This window comes from Reticulibacter mediterranei (genome assembly GCF_016587455.1).
The window spans coordinates 1,373,704-1,390,654 of record NZ_BNJK01000001.1; the positions used below are offsets into that span (position 1 = coordinate 1,373,704).

At 50.8% G+C, this 16,951-nt stretch carries 12 protein-coding genes; 3 read left to right on the forward strand and 9 right to left on the reverse strand.

Translation table 11 applies throughout. The features are described from left to right. Nucleotides 1-200 precede the first annotated feature (200 nt). The 3 genes from K3T83_RS06125 (at nt 201) to leuA (ending at nt 4,640) form a co-directional block, all read left to right on the forward strand. Nucleotides 201-1,997 (forward strand): M23 family metallopeptidase, encoded by a 1,797-nt coding sequence (locus K3T83_RS06125; RefSeq protein ID WP_220202093.1) that lies wholly within the window; start codon nt 201-203, stop codon nt 1,995-1,997. A gap of 135 nt (nt 1,998-2,132) precedes the next feature. Beyond that, the gene (locus tag K3T83_RS06130; RefSeq protein WP_220202094.1) at nt 2,133-2,873 is read left to right on the forward strand and encodes a FadR/GntR family transcriptional regulator; all 741 of its coding nucleotides are present in this window, start codon (nt 2,133-2,135) and stop codon (nt 2,871-2,873) included. A 36-nt stretch (nt 2,874-2,909) separates the two neighbouring features. Continuing rightward, nucleotides 2,910-4,640: a 2-isopropylmalate synthase gene (gene leuA / locus K3T83_RS06135; RefSeq protein ID WP_220202095.1), complete on the forward strand. Its 1,731-nt coding sequence runs from the start codon at nt 2,910-2,912 to the stop codon at nt 4,638-4,640. A 61-nt stretch (nt 4,641-4,701) separates the two neighbouring features. On the opposite strand, the gene K3T83_RS06140 is transcribed toward leuA, so the two are convergent. The 9 genes from K3T83_RS06140 to K3T83_RS06180 form a co-directional block, all read right to left on the reverse strand. Beyond that, a complete protein-coding gene (locus tag K3T83_RS06140) occupies nt 4,702-5,628 on the reverse strand; it encodes an acyltransferase domain-containing protein (RefSeq protein WP_220202096.1) in 927 nt (308 codons plus the stop codon). Nucleotides 5,629-5,856: 228 nt separating this feature from the next. Then, entirely contained in the window at nt 5,857-6,810 is a 954-nt protein-coding gene (locus tag K3T83_RS06145; protein ID WP_220202097.1) for a dihydroorotate dehydrogenase, read from the reverse strand. Next, complete coding sequence (gene pyrF, locus K3T83_RS06150; protein WP_220202098.1) at nt 6,800-7,615, reverse strand: orotidine-5'-phosphate decarboxylase; 816 nt, start codon at nt 7,613-7,615, stop codon at nt 6,800-6,802. Before pyrF ends, K3T83_RS06145 begins: the two co-directional genes overlap by 11 nt. A gap of 10 nt (nt 7,616-7,625) precedes the next feature. Continuing rightward, the gene (locus K3T83_RS06155) at nt 7,626-8,270 is read right to left on the reverse strand and encodes a phosphoribosyltransferase family protein (protein ID WP_236064834.1); all 645 of its coding nucleotides are present in this window, start codon (nt 8,268-8,270) and stop codon (nt 7,626-7,628) included. Next, on the reverse strand, nt 8,236-9,624 hold the full coding sequence (locus K3T83_RS06160) for a dihydroorotase (RefSeq protein WP_220202099.1): 1,389 nt from the start codon (nt 9,622-9,624) through the stop codon (nt 8,236-8,238). The genes K3T83_RS06155 and K3T83_RS06160 overlap by 35 nt, the downstream gene beginning before the upstream one ends. 22 nt (nt 9,625-9,646) lie before the next feature. After that, nucleotides 9,647-12,862: a carbamoyl-phosphate synthase (glutamine-hydrolyzing) large subunit gene (carB, locus tag K3T83_RS06165; protein ID WP_373324468.1), complete on the reverse strand. Its 3,216-nt coding sequence runs from the start codon at nt 12,860-12,862 to the stop codon at nt 9,647-9,649. After that, nucleotides 12,837-13,988 (reverse strand): glutamine-hydrolyzing carbamoyl-phosphate synthase small subunit, encoded by a 1,152-nt coding sequence (carA, locus tag K3T83_RS06170; RefSeq protein ID WP_220202101.1) that lies wholly within the window; start codon nt 13,986-13,988, stop codon nt 12,837-12,839. Before carA ends, carB begins: the two co-directional genes overlap by 26 nt. A gap of 22 nt (nt 13,989-14,010) precedes the next feature. Further along, a complete protein-coding gene (gene pyrB / locus K3T83_RS06175) occupies nt 14,011-15,003 on the reverse strand; it encodes an aspartate carbamoyltransferase (RefSeq protein WP_220202102.1) in 993 nt (330 codons plus the stop codon). Nucleotides 15,004-15,493: 490 nt separating this feature from the next. After that, nucleotides 15,494-16,906: a solute carrier family 23 protein gene (locus K3T83_RS06180; RefSeq protein WP_220202103.1), complete on the reverse strand. Its 1,413-nt coding sequence runs from the start codon at nt 16,904-16,906 to the stop codon at nt 15,494-15,496. Nucleotides 16,907-16,951 lie beyond the last annotated feature (45 nt).

Here is a 16,951-nt window from a genome sequence, read left to right on the forward strand (position 1 = left end):
GACTTCTACCTTTGTGACATCATCTAAGCAAAGAAGCAGAAATAATTTTACAGAATATCTTGTGCTATTGATAAACGTTAATAACTTTTATTTATTCACAACCACTTATCAACCTTTATTTAACAGAATCATCCCCTTTCTGAGAGATTATAAATACAGAATGTTTTTCATGATGTTGTAGCAAGAGGTGGCAGAAAACTATGTCTAAGAGATACTCAGGTATTGGAGCTGGTGTCCTTCCCATTCTCATCGTCGTTAGCTCTCTACTGATATCAGCATCCATACAATTACATCAAGCAGTACATGCAGCTATTGGGCCTGCTCCATCATGGGCACTCCCATATCCAACAAATACACGCATCAGCATCGGCTCATTTGGTCTTCATGGCGACAATTTTCAGGCGATTACTGACGACACTCCCGGCGCTACATCCTACACACTGATGAAACAGACAGATTCAGATGCGCTTGACCTCGTTTTAGAGCCGGAGGTTTCCAGCGGAACCGCATCGACACCAACTTTGCCTTTAGCAGCAGGCAAAGTGCTCGCTGTACAAAAGGCATGTCACGTCGTCCTGGTCGATCACGGCGATGACTGGTGGAGCGTGTACGTTCATCTGGCCAACATTGCGGTCCATGCCGGACAGGTTGTAAGAGCAAATACAGTGCTGGGTTATGCAAATACGCTCAACCCGGGATGCGGTGAGCAAACAGACGTTGAGCATACCCATATCTCCATCATCAATGGCAGCGGACACACAGGAACTTATGTATCGTTCCTTGCGCAATCTCTCTGCGGTCATCAGGTTCTTGAGAACAAACCTGGAGATCCCAAAAGCGTCTATCTGGACGGTCTGGTAAAGGGTGTACAGCAACCATTCCCTGTACCGCAATGCCAGCCAAAGAGTGCCACCTGCGCGTGGACGATCGCATCCAGTCCAAATGTGGGATCACAGAGCGTTCTCCACAAAATCGCGGCCGTAACAGCCAACGATATATGGGCCGTTGGTAGCGGCTTCGACGACACAACAGGGCATACGACAGCGCTGACCGAGCACTGGAATGGTTCCACATGGAGCGTTATTCCCAGCCCCAATAGCAGCACCAATAACAATGCACTGTTTAGTGTTGTAGTCACCGCTAAAAATAATGTGTTTGCCGTTGGCAGCAGCAATGATCAGACGGGCAATACTCGCACATTGATTGAGCATTGGAATGGCTCCACATGGAATATCCTTCCCAGTCCGAATCGCGATACGAATAATACGCTCGTAGGGGTGACGGCCATTTCTCAAAACAATATATGGGCCGTCGGCTCCTATTTTAGCGGCGGCCTGGGCCACACTCAGACACTCATCGAACACTGGAACGGGATCACATGGAGCATCATCACCAGCCCGAATGTGAATAATACAGATGCAACTCTTTCGGATATCCATGCTGTTTCGGCAAACGATATCTGGGCTGTCGGTTACACCGGTCCAAATGTTGCCTTTACGGAGCATAGCGCCTTAATTGAGCACTGGAATGGACATAAATGGAGCATCATTGCTCATCCCGCCTCACAGCTTAATGGTAGCCTGGTTGCTCTTTCTGCGACCTCAGCAAGCAACGTCTGGGCAGTGGGCCAATACCTGCCCTCTGGTAGCAATTCCACATCCCAAACACTAATGGAACACTGGAACGGAACGCAATGGAGCGTCGTTCCTGCTGCTGAAGTTGCAGGATATAACGATTCCCTTACTGATATCAGTACTATCTCAGTGAACGATATCTGGGCTGTGGGAGCAAGCCAGAGCAAAACGTATCAGTCCTCACAAACGCTTATCGAACACTGGAACGGAACAAAATGGAATATCGTTACCAGTCCCAACCCTGATCCAGCTAATAACTTCCTTCTGGCCGTCGCGCACGTTCCCAGCTCAACGAGCCTCTGGACAGTAGGTAATACCGGGAAGGGAAGCTCGACCAGGACACTTGCCGCATATTACTGCTAGCAAATCCTCGCGCCATATGTAAGCGCTATTGAGGGGCAATCCAGGATGCTAGTGTGTGGTTGACAAACGACACATTTACTATTATGCTAGAAACATCTGATGATCGGATGTTTCTAGCATAATAGGATTGTGTTTATGGACTCAACGCAACATTCTCCCTCGGCGCCGGTTCGACGACAGCCGCTCGTCGATCAGGTGTTGAGTTATCTTCAGCAACAAATTGCCAATGGAAGTTTTCCTGTGGGCAGCAAGCTACCAACCGAGCCGGAACTGATGGCTCAACTTGCGGTGGGACGCTCAACATTGCGCGAAGCAATGCGCGTGCTGTCACATATGGGCCTTGTCGATGTACGGGCAGGCGACGGGACATATGTTTGTACGCCGCCGCCGGGCGCTGAACCGCTTGGACAAAGGCTGCAACGAGCAAAGGTCTTTGAGGTTTTTGAAGTTCGCCATACATTGGAGCTGGAATGTGTGCGCCTGGCAGCTCAGCGCCGAGACGAACAAGATCTCGCCCGACTTCAAGAGGCGCTCCAAAAGAGGCGAGCATTTCTGGCTCCCGAACACGAGCAAGCTTTTATCGATGCCGATCTCACATTTCATATCGCGATTGCCGATGCGACAAAGAACGCTGTGCTGGCAGATCTGTATCGCGCCTTCGTTGATGTACATCGTGAGGCATGGATGCAAGCGAACAAAGTTCCAGGTCTGAATGAGCAAGGACAGATCCTTCACGAGAAGATAGCGGAAGCAATCGCTCAACAAGATCCTCAGAGGGCACAACATCTCATGGCAAAGATGCTGGGTGCATCAACCGATCGATTTCAGGAAATTGTTGAAAATGAGCAATCAAAAGATATACATTCTTCCAAATAAAAGCATAACCTTACGAAGAGAGGAGCAAAACAGGCTATGACTACACCTGTCAAAAATCGATTGGAAGCAGCAAAGGGAATGCAGAAGGGGCGAATTACGAAATATCGACCATATCCTCCCATTGAGTTAGAAGAACGACGCTGGCCGTCACAGGTGCTCACGACCGCACCGATATGGTGTAGCGTCGATCTGCGCGACGGCAACCAGGCTCTTCCCACGCCAATGGGCGTAGCCGAGAAGATGGAGATGTTCAAGCTGCTGGTAGAGATTGGCTTCAAAGAAATTGAGGTTGGTTTTCCTTCAGCATCTCAAATCGAATTCGACTTCATCCGCCGTTTAATCGAGGAAGAACTTATTCCAGAAGATGTGACCATTCAGGTATTGACGCAGGCCCGCGAGGATTTGATTCGCCGTACCGTCGATGCGGTCAAGGGTGCAAAGAAAGTAATTTTGCATCTCTACAACTCGACATCCCCACAACAGCGCAAGATTGTCTTTGGCCTGGAGAAGCCAGAAATTATCGGTCTGGCAATACGCGCCACACGTTTGATCAAAGAACTGGCGCCCACGCTTTCTGAAAGTCAGGTCATCTTTGAATACACACCTGAAAGTTTTGCCCTCACTGAAATGGATTTTGCCCTGGAAATCAGCGAGGCCGTCATCGATGTGTGGCAGCCAACACCCGAGAACAAGATGATTCTTAACTTGCCAAAGACCGTTGAAATTGCCATGCCAAATGTGCATGCAGATCAGATCGAATGGATCTGTCGTCATTTGCGCAATAGAGAAGCGGTCATCATCAGTTTGCATACACATAACGACCGGGGAACAGGTGTTGCTTCGGCTGAACTGGGATTGCTGGCAGGTGGAGAGCGCATCGAGGGAACACTATTTGGCAACGGTGAACGCACCGGAAATGTTGATCTGGTAACGCTCGCTCTCAACATGTATATGGAAGGGATTGATCCGGGCCTGGATTTCAGCAATCTCGATAGGATACGAGCTATTCATGAAAAATGCACACATATGGAAGTGCCGGTTCGCCATCCCTATGCTGGCGATCTCGTCTTTACAGCCTTCTCAGGCTCACATCAAGATGCTATTCGCAAAGGGATGGCAGCTCAGGATACAACACCGGGAGCGCTCTGGGAAGTTCCGTATCTGCCAATTGATCCGGCAGATCTGGGCCGCACCTACGAAGCCATTATTCGTATTAATGCGCAATCGGGAAAAGGCGGCATAGCCTATGTGCTGGAGCAAGAATTTGGCTTGCAGTTACCAAAGGCAATGCACGCCGAATTTGGCCGCATCATCCAGTCATTGGCAGACACCAGTGGAGCAGAGCTTTCCAGCGCGCAGATTTTCCAGGCATTCGAGCATGAATATTTCCAGAGCGAAGGACCATATCAATTGGAGAATCTTTCGATTGAGCAGAGCAACCATGCCTCCGATACAGTCTCATGCACGGCCCAGATACGTGTTGATGGAGTAGTGCGCAAGGTGCAAGCGATGGGAAATAATCCAGCACAGGCTTTTGTGGGGGCATTAAATCAGGGAGATCTGGCGAATTGCAAGCTTCTTTCATATCAGGCACATCCATATACACAAGGCTCAGACCAGCAAGCTACAGCCTATGTTCAGGTACAAACGGCAGCAGGAAAAACATTATTTGGTGCTGCTCTCGATGCTGATGCTAACGGAGCAGCGGCCAAAGCAGTGATATGTGCGTTGAATCGATCTGAACAGATCCATCAACACGTCATTTAATAGAAAGAGCATCTCAACAACGGCAGCATTTTGAGCTGCCGTTGTAAAAGAAAATCAGCGCCTACAAGGTGAGCCAACCAGAGCGAACTTGCCAATGCTCCCCCGCTCGTAGGTGGGCGACCACAGCACGTTCGAGCGCGGTGCGCTGTGGGAGGTCATCAAGTGAGAAGGCAGCACGTCTAAAGACAAAGCGTATGATAGATAGATCATCATCCACTCCACCTGGAACCAGATGAAATCGTCGCTGGAAACGGACGATGTTGGAGGTAGATGGCAAATAGTCGGCAAGTTGGGGATCGAGCAACCAGGACGAACACCGCGCAAAGTTGTACGTTTCCTCTGGGAAGTGATGGGCGAAAAAAGAGCGTGCCTGCTCAAACGACTCGGAGCATATATCTGGCGAGAGTGGCCCACCCGACTCTGGAATGTGGACAGAAAGCGCTGGAGCACCAGGTCTCAATGTGACTCCATTGTCGCTGCCTTCGTTGCTGTAGATCGCCCATCGAGGAGAGAGTCGCCAACGTTCGAACTGCAATCGAGCAAGCCGATAGAGTTTGCCCCCAAAGTGGAGCGTGAGCCATTGCGGAACATCAAGGCCCGCCACTCCAAACATACGCCGATGGATGGCAAGGTTTTCACCGAGATCAGCGAGGGTGGCCCAGGACACATCGTCAGGAATGCCGCGCTGGTGGTGCCATTGCCGTATCGCAGGAAGCGTTGCAAGGAACACATATACGTAAAACAGCCTTCCTAAAGACCCCAAATGCTGTGGAAGTGGTCGCCATTGCGGGGGATGTGCTGTGAACGGTTTATCCATCAGAGCTACGAGTTGCAGATGGCAGTGGTGCAACAACCACCACCACTCAGGAGATTGATCCAGGGCCGGCCATGCATCCAGAATCTCGGCTGCATCCGCAGGTTGCACACCCAGGCGAGTAAACAAACCGCTGACCTGGTGCTTATCAGGTAGATGGACGGACGGTGTCACTGACCCAATTGCTTCCAGTTCAACAAGCCAGGAGCTAAAATCCTCGCCCAACCCCAACTGCGCAGCAAGTTCATTGCCTGAAGGCTCCTTTCAAACATAGCTACTCCTCTTAATGGTGAGATATCAATATCTCATCTCTTGACCTTGTATGATCTTCACATGCTTAATGAGCGAGGAGAGACATCTCCGCCGTCTGCTTTCTCACACTATTTCTTTACATACAGAGCACTACAATGCTGCTCCCACAATATCGTGAATATCGCTTATTTCTTCCTGGCGGAGAAATGCCTCGATGCCCTCAACAATCTCAATACAGGCACGAGGATTGATAAGATTCATGGTGCCAACTTGAATAGCAGAGGCACCAGCCATCAAGAACTCCAGGGCATCCTGGGCAGAAGAGATACCACCGATGCCGATAACTGGTATATGGGGATGGGATGCACGCAGTTCACCAGCAACTTCATAGACCATTCGTAGCGCAATTGGCTTGATGGCTGGACCAGAAAAACCACCAGTTCCGTTGTCCAATCGCAAACGACGAGCATGAATATCAATGCTGATGCTGGTGATTGTATTAATGAGGGACACGGCATCTGCTCCTGCTGATGCAGCAGCCAGGGCAGCAGGGCGAACTTCGCCGGCATTGGGTGAAAGCTTGACAATCAGCGGCAATGTGGTTGCATTGCGCACCGCCATCGTCACATCTGCAATAATCTGCGGACTGGCACCAAAGACAATGCCGCCCTGGTGTACGTTGGGACAAGAGACGTTCAGTTCAAGGGCTGCAATGCCAGCTACGCCCTCAAGATATTCCGCCACCTCTACATACTCATCAATGCTCGTGCCGGCCACATTCACAATTACTGGCGTCTCCCAGGAGGCCCAGACAGGTGCATATTTCTCCACAACTACCCGAACCCCTGGATTTTGCAAACCAATTGCATTGATGAGACCCGAAGCAACTTCTAGCGTTCGAGGAGATGCATTCCCGGCGCGAGCATGGAGCGTCGTTCCTTTGCAGATCACGGCACCCAGGCGCTGTACTTCGGCAATACGGACCAGTTCAACCCCATAGCCAAACGTGCCAGATGCCGTCATCACCGGATTTTTCAGCAGCAATCCAGTTTTATGGCGGGGTGCCAGTTCGACCTGTAAACGAACGAGGCCATCATCCGCCACGCCTCACCTCATTGATTGCATCTCGCAACTCACGCGCTTCGTGTGCCGGATCAGAGGCATACAAGACAGAACGTGATGCTGAAATAATAGCCAGCTCTCCCTGAGCATCGACGCCAGCTTGCACCGACGCCTTCAGATCTCCTCCTTGCGCTCCCACACCAGGAATTAAGATGGGCATCGTCGGACAGATTGCACGCAACTCACGTAACTCTTCTGGATAAGTGGCACCCACAACCAGGCCACAATTATTGTCTTTATTCCAGGATTGGATACGTCGGGCAACAGCTTCATACAATGGCTGCTCCCTCCCATCATCGCCCTGCACACGCAGATCTTGAAAATCACGAGAGCCAGGATTAGAAGTACGGCACAGCAAAATGATACCTTTATCGGAATACTCTAAAAAAGGTAAGACCGCATCGTACCCCTGATAAGGGTTAACCGTAACAGCATCAGCATGGTACACTTCAAATACAGCTTTAGCATAATTACGAGCCGTATTACCCATATCCCCTCGCTTGGCATCAAGAATCACGGGGATATGCGCGGGTACAGCCTTGATGACCTCTTGCAACACTTGTAGTCCCGCTGGTCCCAGCACCTCGAAAAAGGCACTGTTCGGTTTGAAGGCGCAGGCATAGGAAGCAGTCGCCTCAATAATTGCCAGACAAAATGCTCGCACAGCCTGCTCCGGCGACATACCTGCATATTGGGCGGAAAAACGCGAAGGTTCGGGATCTAACCCGACACACAACAGACTGTCATTCATCCTTGAAGCAGCCAGCAATTTTTCAACAAAGCTCATGATATATCCCTCACGCCGTCTTTTTCTTCGCCAGGAACGCTCGACCTTTACCCAGTTCAATATTGATGGGTACATTTTGCTGGCAGAAAGGACAATCTTCTTCTGTGTACGTCTCAAGCGAGACCGTAATCAGCGTTTGTATTGGCACGTTCCCGACATCTTCCGGCTGCACGTTGCCGCGATTACACAAAGCAGTCAATCCCAACACGTTGCCGCCGTGTTGCCGTACCAGATCTATCACCTGACGCGCCGAGCCACCAGTTGTGAGAATATCTTCAACGACCAGCACATTTTTTCCTGCCAGATAGCGATCATAGCCACGATGAAAGGCAAAATGTTTGTCGGGGCCATCGCTCTCTTTTTCGGCAAAGACCGCCAGCGTTTCACCGCTTGAGCGCTTCTGATTCAAATAATAAGCCACCCATTGTGAGAGTACAATGCCTCCCAGAACCGGGCCAACCACCACATCAATCTGATCGGCAGTATAGGAGCGAACCATCAGACGACAGAGCGCCGATATGACGTTGGAATGCACATACAAGGCATCCTTATTGATATAGACCGAACTATGGCGACCAGAGCTATAGACAAAATGACTATCGCTGACTACTGCACCAACATCAGAGAATATCTGCATAATCTTTGGATCGTTCATAATGACACCTCTCAATCCGTTTTCCCAGTGGATCTCCAATTATCTTGCCGTCGCAGTAGGCAAGATTTCCTCGCAGGAATGTTGCTACAGGCCGTCCAATAAACTCCATTCCTTCGTATGCAGACCATTGATTCTTTGTGAAAAGATCGCTCCTTTTCACCTTCCACTGCTGCGTGGTGTCAACGACAACAATGTCAGCGTCTTTCCCTGCCATTAATCCACCCTTCTGTCCAAAGCCAAAGATACGTGCAATATTTTGCGAAGTCACCTGCGCAATACGGATCAACCCTTCTTCAAGTGTCCCGTGACCGAAACGCCTGACCCAATGGCTGATCAGTACAGGCAATGCCTCCTGCAAACCCGGCACGCCCGATGAAACCTCCCAGGCGCTCTCGCGCCCTTTCTCATCAAGAGTATGAGGAGCATGATCTGTCACCACCGTATCGATTGTCCCGTCCCGTAACATCTGCCACACCTGATCCTGCACCTCCGGCGAACGAATGGGAGGCGCAATATTGACCATGTGCCCATACTTCTGATAATCAGTGGTGTTAAACGCGAGGTGAAACGTCGTCACCTCGCCATAGACATCCACATCTATTTTTCTGCCATACTCGATGGCCGCAAACTCTTCCGGCGTCGAGAGATGAAGCAGATAGAGCTTGACGCCAAACTGTCGAGCCAGCGCGATCATCTCCAATACCGAGGTCAGAGCCACCGCCAGATTGCGGGCCTCGCTCCAGGCAGCGGGATCGCTCCGTTGCAGCACATCGCGATAAGTACGCGTAAAATAATCCACCAATTCCTGATTCTCGGCGTGAACTATTGCCATGATGCCGCGACGACCCAGGATCTCAAAAATCCTGGCCTGATCGCTCAGTTGCGCAATCGTCGTCAACGCGGTGCCATGACCTGCCGCGAACATCTTGACCCCGGTAATCTTCTCGACATCCACCCTGTTTAGCTCGTCAATATCGTCACGCGCGACACCCATATTGATCGCGAAATCGGTATACGCCCTGCCGCTATACCGGGCGATCTGTTCTTCCAGGCGAGCAACGGTCGTGGTGGGAGGCTTTACGTTGGGCATATCGAGAATCGTTGTATAGCCTCCAGCCAGGCCAGCACGCGTGCCGTGAGGAATATCTTCTTTATATTCCAGACCCGGCTCACGCATATGACCATGTACCTCGATTAAACCCGGCAGCAGATAGCGACCACGAAAATCATAGCACTGCGATACATCAGCCGGGAAGCCTTCCTCGACCCGCTCGATTTTGCCCTCCGAGAGAGAGAGCGTTCCCTGCACGATACGATCTGGCAAGACAATAGACCCTAGCAACTTCGTTTTCATTTGTATTCCTCCCCCGATGATACTAGTTATACTCGCTCCATGCCTTGATGGAAACCGTCTCCAGATCTTTCTCCACGATAGCTTTCGCAAACAGACGCGCCTGTTTAATCTTCGTGAAGAGGTGAATATTGTGATCGATAGCATAACGACGCATGAGGTAGCCGTCATCAACCTCTTTGGTTGTATGTTGATCGACGACGTTAATTGCCAGATCAACCTTATTCTCACGGAAGTAGGTCAGGATATTTGGCTCTTTGTGCTCATGCAACTTATATAGCATGGTAGCATCAATTCCATGAGCTTGCAAGAACGCCGCAGTCTTTTCTGTTGCATAGAGCGGCACGCCAAGCTTTGCCAGCAGCTGCGCGCCTTCAAGGAAGCGAGCCTTTTTATCGTCGCCGCCCAGACTGATAAAGATGCCCTTCTGGGGAACGCGACCGCCAGTAGCAATAATCGCTTTGAGATAAGCATCTTCTAGATCTTCGCCAAAGCAGGCCACCTCGCCGGTAGAGGCCATCTCGACCCGCAGAATGGGATCAGCTCCGGTCAGGCGGGAGAACGAGAATTGAGGAGCCTTGACTGCAGTAAAATTAAGCGGCGGCAGAGTAACGGTGGGAACCTCCTCAAAGAGCGCATCAACAAACAGCTCGATAAAGTTGACCCCCGTCACCTTCGAGATAAACGGGAAGGTGCGCGACGCCCTGAGATTGGCCTCGATGACATAAACCTGATTATCTTTGGCGAGGAACTGAATATTGAATGGTCCCGTGATCGATAACGCTTTAGCAACCGCGCGCCCAACCTCTTCGATCCGCGTCTTTGTGACATCATTCAGCGTCTGGGGAGGCAACATAATGGTCGCATCGCCAGAATGCACGCCCGCATTTTCGATATGCTCAGAGATTACAAACGCCTTGACCTCACCCCGTTGCGCCACCGCATCCAGTTCAATCTCCTTGACTTTCTGAAAGAACTTGGAGACCGTGATAGGATGCTCTGGCGAGACAGCTGCAGCCTCTCTGGTATAGCGTTCCAGTTGCTCTCGCGTATAACAGACGTTCATCGCGCTGCCAGAGAGGACATAGGACGGACGCACCAGCACAGGATAGCCCACGCGCTCGACAAAGCGCGAAAGCTCCTCCATATTGGCAAGGGTAGCCCAGGCGGGTTGATGAATGCCAAGCTTATCCAGCAACTGCGAGAATTTATAGCGATCTTCCGCCCCATCGATATCGGTCGCCGACGTACCCAGGATGGTAAACCCATAATTATACAGCGCCTTGACCCGGTTATTGGGCGTCTGTCCACCAACGGAGACCACGACGCCATGAGGCGACTCGAATTCACAGATATCGGCAATACGCTCAAAGGTTAGCTCTTCAAAATAGAGCCTATCTGAAATGTCATAGTCAGTCGAGACGGTTTCAGGGTTACAGTTCACAACAATAGAGCGCTTCTGATGCTTCTTCAGAGCTTCGACGGTACTCACGCAGGTCCAGTCGAACTCGACCGATGAGCCGATGCGATACGGGCCAGAACCGAGGATCACCACGCCCTCATCATGTAACGGCTCAACATCGTTGTGCTGCCCATTATAGGTCATGTAGAGATAGTTGGTATTAGAAGGAAACTCGCCAGCAAGCGTATCGATCTGGAAGATGGAGGGAGTCACCTCCAACGCCTTACGCAGCGCCCGTATTTCCAGCCCGGTATGGCCCGTCAGTTCGCCAATACGCTTGTCGGACAGACCCGATTGTTTGAGGGCAAGCAGTCGGGAAGCCGAAAGATCGCCATTGACTTGCAGATCTTGCTCCATATCAACGATATACTTGATCCGCTTTAAAAACCAGGGATCGATCCCGGTGATATCGTAAATTTCTTCAATCGGAAAACCCTGACGCATCGCTAATGGCAGAGCAAACATGCGCTTGGGAGTCGGCGTATAGAGGTATTTCGTGATGATATCGAGTGGCGACTCGCCCTGCGTAAAGAGCTTTTCAGAGGTCACTCCTTCCAGGTCCAGATCGAGCATGCGAATGGCTTTTTGATAAGCTTCCTCAAATGTACGACCAATGCCCATAACCTCGCCAACCGATTTCATGCCAGTGCCAATTGTCTCGTCTACACCCTTGAACTTTTCCAGATCCCAGCGCGGGATTTTTACCACCACATAGTCCAGGCTGGGTTCAAAACAGGCCTGAGTAACGCCAGTTACTTTATTGGTCAGCTCGGTCAGTCCGTAACCCAGTGCCAGCTTCGCCGCGACATAGGCCAGAGGATAGCCAGTAGCCTTACTTGCCAGAGCAGAACTACGAGAAAGGCGAGCATTGACCTCGATTACATAATACTGCGATGTCTGGGGGTCAAGAGCAAACTGCACATTACACTCGCCCACGATACCCAGGCTGCGCACAATCGAGGTTGAGGCCGAGCGCAACATATGATACTCATGGTTCGTCAACGTCTGGCTAGGAGCGATGACGACGGACTCGCCGGTATGAATACCCAGCGGGTCCATATTTTCCATATTACAAACGGTGATGCAATTGTCATAGGAGTCGCGCACCACCTCGTACTCTACTTCTTTATAATGGTGCAGGTACTGCTCGATGAGCACCTGTGGTGCGAAGGCCAGGGCGCCGCTGACAATGCGCTTCAGATCCTCGCGATCCTGAGCAATGCCAGAACCCTGTCCGCCCAGCGCATAGCCGGCGCGAACCATCACGGGGAAGCCGATCTCTTCGCCGATTTGCAACGCCTCATCCAACGTTTCAGTGCTACGACTCTGTGGAGTAGGAATGTTGATACGATGGAGGTGTTCAGCAAACTCCTGGCGGTCTTCGGTCAAGATAATCGCGGAGATCGGTGTACCCAGAATCTCCACGCCGTACTTCTCCAGAACTCCGCTCTGGAAGAGTGCAATTCCACAGTTAAGCGCCGTCTGTCCACCAAAGGAGAGCAAGATACCGTCGGGGCGTTCTTTCTCGATGACTTTGGCGACAAAGAAAGGCGTCACGGGCAAAAAGTAGATCTGGTCAGCGAGTTGTTTTGAGGTCTGAATGGTTGCAATATTGGGGTTGATCAGAATAGTGCTGATACCCTCTTCGCGTAAGGCTTTGAGAGCCTGTGAGCCGGAGTAATCAAACTCTCCGGCCTGCCCAATTTTCAGTGCCCCAGCTCCCAACACCAACACTTTACGGAACGTTTTCACCTTAGTTTTTTCCCTCTCTGGTCTCATTTACACGCTGCAAAAAGTAGTCAAAAATCCACTCGGTATCCATCGGCCCAGGGGTTGCCTCTGGATGGAACTGTACGGAGAAGAAAGGAAGCGTATTGTGCTTCATCCCTTCATTACTGCCGTCATTGGCATTGATAAACCAGGGAGAAAACTCAGGAGGCAGCGTGCCAACAGCAAAGCTATGATTTTGAGTTGTGATGTAGCACCGTTTCTCATTGGGAAGGAGGCAGGGCTGGTTCTGGCTTCTATGCCCAAACTTCAGCTTATAGGTCTCACCGCCAGCAGCAAGGGCCAGCAGTTGATGGCCCAGACAGATACCCATCGTGGGGATTTTGCGCTCCAGTGCCGTCCGTATCGTCTGAACGGTCGTGTCTACCATTTGCGGGTTGCCCGGCCCGTTGGAGATCAAGATGCCATCGAAATCGAAGTTATTCGTGGGAGAGAAGAGATCCCAGTCCCAGGGAACGGTAATCAACTGCACATTTCTGGCGAGAAGGCTACGGCGGATATTGCGTTTGGCCCCGCAATCGATCAACACGATGGTCGTCTCACCAGATCCTTCACGTAACATTTGTTTCACTGAAACCTGTTCAACCAGGTTATCGAGATCGGGATCGTAGAAAGGGATGTCATCGTCAAAAACAATTTTGCCCAGCATAGTCCCATGCGTTCGGATATGTTTGGTGAGGAGACGCGTATCTTTAATTTCCAGGGCCGGAATCCCTTCCTGCTGCAACCATGTAGCGAGCGTCATGGTACTTTGAGCATGTGAAGGGGTATCAACATAGTCAGAAACAATCAGCCCGGCCACATGAATACGGTCATCTTCCCAGGTGGAGCGGTCCTGCACCCCATAGTTCCCAACCAGGGGATAGGTCATGGCTAAGATCTGCCCTCTATAGGAGGCGTCGGTCAAGGTCTCAGGATAGCCAACCATACCCGTACAAAACACCACCTCGCCAGCAATCGGCCCTTCATACCCAAACGAAATGCCCTCGAACACCGTACCATCTTCCAGCAGGAGCGCTCCCCGTGACCTGGCAGGACGATGATCAGTGAACGCTTGAGGGGCTGATTCGGTAGAGTTTGCAATAAGCAGATCACTATGCACAGTATTATGCTGCATTGTCATCCCTTTCAATGTACGTTTAAGCCTTCCCTAGAATCAACGCCAGCAGCGCCATGCGCGTATACAATCCATTGCGGATCTGTGAGCGCAAGTACACCGCCCGCTCATCATCATCGACTGCCGGATCAATGGTGCCAACTCTGGGTAACGGGTCCATCAAGATCGTGTTTTTGCTCGCATAAGTATCGAGCAAAGAAGGTGTTACAGTAAAATTTTTTGCAACGATTTCCGCATAAGCATCTAAAGAAGCAAAGCGTTCTTTCTGAATGCGTGTCCAGTACCAGAACTGACAGTCGTGCGGAATATCCTTTTCGCTGTCGATCTCAATAATTCTGAGACCTCTCTTGACAAATTGTGCCAGATCTGAACGGTCCAGGCGCAATTGTGGTGGTGAAAGTAAGTATACAATATTATTATTGAAGAGTGAGAGACCTCGCATCAATGAATGCAAGGTACGACTATTGAAGACATCGCCTGCCAGCAAGCCAGTTAAATGATCGAGCCGTCCAAACTGCTCATAAATCGTGTACATGTCAAGCAGTGTTTGAGTTGGATGCTCATTATTCCCGTCACCAGCATTGACGACTGGAATATCCTTTGCAGCACGAGCAGCGGCACGTGCCGAACCGGGTACAGGATGGCGAAGCACAATCGCGCTAGAGTATGCCTCGAAGACGCGGATCGTATCTTCAAAAGACTCCCCTTTACTCACGGAAGAGACGGTCTCCGGGTTTTGAATTTCGATAGTCTGTCCTCCCAGACGTTTCACGGCAGCTGCGAAAGAGGAGAAAGTACGACTGGAAGGTTCAAAGAAGAGCAACGAGATCAGATGTCCGGCCAGGAGATGGGATACCTCGTGATTCACCGCCAAATTTTTCATGTGCTGGATGACGGGCAAAAGGTATTCTATGTCCTGTCTAGCAAACTGGTCCAGAGAAACAATATCTTTGCCACAAAAATCACCGTTGATCATTGCAAGCTCGTTGCGAATGCGAAATGCGACCTGGCTCATATAACCTCCAGCATTGTCTGATGGACCTGCTCATCACGCCCTGCGGCAAGTTTGATAACGATAGGTTGACAGGTCATCATTCTCATCTTTACCGTCCCAAATGGGAAGCTCAGCAAGAAGACCCGCCCTTGACGCGTTTATTGAACGAAATCCGCAATCACCAGATTAAAAAAAATCCTCACCCCCGAATCAATGGGGTGAGGAAGAAACACTCTTCCTAACGAGAGAACACCAGGCCCATCCTGCATTTGAAAGAGACAACACCCCCACGAGGTTTGTATTATCTCAATCCACACAGTCAAGCCCATGATGATGCTACACCTTCTCCAGTGTCTGAAAATTATCGGGAAACTTGTCTCAAATTGCTAAGAGTATACCCCCAGATTTTTTAAAAGTCAAGTACAAAATACACATACAAAGGGATAAAGCAGCGTGCAAACGCCGCAGAACAGCCACGCTGCTTTATTTTTCTACAAACAATCACAAATCCCTATTCCTCAGATGATGCAGGCGATTGCACCACCCTCTCTTCATCAGGGTTGCGACCGACAGCTGCATCAGCACTGACCGCCTCTTCCGGCTGGGGATAACGCTCACGGAGAATCTGATAGAGGATAATGGCGGCAAACGTTACCACACCGATACCACCAACTGTCAAATTGCCAATAGTTATTCCCAAATTGCCAACCATGCCAGCACCGATGGTTAACGAAACAGCGGCAGTAATTAAATTACGGCTCTTTGAAAAATCGACCTGATTTTCCACCCAGATGCGGCCGCCGGTAGCGGCAATGAGGCCGAAAAGCACAATCGCCAGACCACCAATCACGCCCTGTGGGATTGTTCCGATCAATGCGCCAAATTTCGGACAGAGGCCCAGTAGCATTGCCACGATACCTGCCACGACAAAGACCAGCGAGGAGTAAATGCGGCTCACAGCCATAGCGCCAATATTCTCTGCATAGGTCGTGACTCCCATACCGCCCCCCAGCCCAGAGATAATGGTAGCAACGGCATCGCCCAAAAAGGCCCGACCAAGATAGCGATCCAGATTGGAACCGGTCATGGCGGCAACCGCTTTGAGATGACCAGTATTTTCGGCGACAAGAATTACCGCAACTGGGGCAATCAGGCTCACCGCGTTCCCTGTAAATGTCGGAGATGCAAAGGTTGGCAGGCCAACCCAGGCAGCTTTTGCAACAGGGGTAAAATCGATCTGTGGGCCTAGGCCAGCCAGTCCACCAAGCCAGCTGACAATATAGCCAATAATGCCACCAAGCAAGATCGGAAGACGACGCAATGTGGCAGGCAAATAGACCGCTACACCAGCAACAGCCAACAACGTAATCAGCGCCATCCAGCCGTTAAACGCGCTACTACTCGCATCGGCAATTGCCGTAGGTGCCAGATTCAGTCCGATTGCCATCACAATAGCACCCGTGACGACAGGTGGCATCAATACCTCAATCCACTTATAACCAACGAGCATGACGATCACGGCGATAATAGCATAGACGACACCAGCGGCAACAATGCCACCCAGAGCTACATCTATATGAGGATTTGGCCCCTTTCCTGCATACTGTGTGGCCGTCACGACGACCGCGATAAAAGCAAAGCTGGAGCCAAGATAGCTCGGCACACGCCCTCCAACGATAAGAAAGAAGAGCAGGGTGCCAATCCCTGAGAACAAAATGGCAGTATTAGGATCGAACCCAAGCAGCAGGGGAGCCAGCACCGTTGAGCCGAACATCGCGACGACATGCTGTAAACCAACCAGAATGGTCTGTCCCCAGGGAAGCCGCTCATCGGGAGCGATCACCCCTTCAGTCTTAAGCTTCCAATGGGGGAAGTAGGATTGAAAGAAGGGCTGTCGCGCATCAGAGTTGTTTGTTACGCTCATCAATAATACCTTTCTTGAGAAGTTGACCGATAAGAGCACAAAAAA

Bases quoted from the DNA above. Each gene is read 5' to 3' on its own strand.
- K3T83_RS06125 (WP_220202093.1), top strand. From the start codon at position 201: ATGTCTAAGAGATACTCAGGTATTGGAGCTGGTGTCCTTCCCATTCTC.
- K3T83_RS06130 (WP_220202094.1), top strand. From the start codon at position 2,133: ATGGACTCAACGCAACATTCTCCCTCGGCGCCGGTTCGACGACAGCCG.
- leuA (WP_220202095.1), top strand. From the start codon at position 2,910: ATGACTACACCTGTCAAAAATCGATTGGAAGCAGCAAAGGGAATGCAG.
- pyrF (WP_220202098.1), bottom strand. From the start codon at position 7,615: ATGAGCTTTGTTGAAAAATTGCTGGCTGCTTCAAGGATGAATGACAGT.
- K3T83_RS06155 (WP_236064834.1), bottom strand. From the start codon at position 8,270: ATGAACGATCCAAAGATTATGCAGATATTCTCTGATGTTGGTGCAGTA.
- K3T83_RS06160 (WP_220202099.1), bottom strand. From the start codon at position 9,624: ATGAAAACGAAGTTGCTAGGGTCTATTGTCTTGCCAGATCGTATCGTG.
- carB (WP_373324468.1), bottom strand. From the start codon at position 12,862: ATGAGACCAGAGAGGGAAAAAACTAAGGTGAAAACGTTCCGTAAAGTG.
- carA (WP_220202101.1), bottom strand. From the start codon at position 13,988: ATGCAGCATAATACTGTGCATAGTGATCTGCTTATTGCAAACTCTACC.
- pyrB (WP_220202102.1), bottom strand. From the start codon at position 15,003: ATGAGCCAGGTCGCATTTCGCATTCGCAACGAGCTTGCAATGATCAAC.
- K3T83_RS06180 (WP_220202103.1), bottom strand. From the start codon at position 16,906: ATGAGCGTAACAAACAACTCTGATGCGCGACAGCCCTTCTTTCAATCC.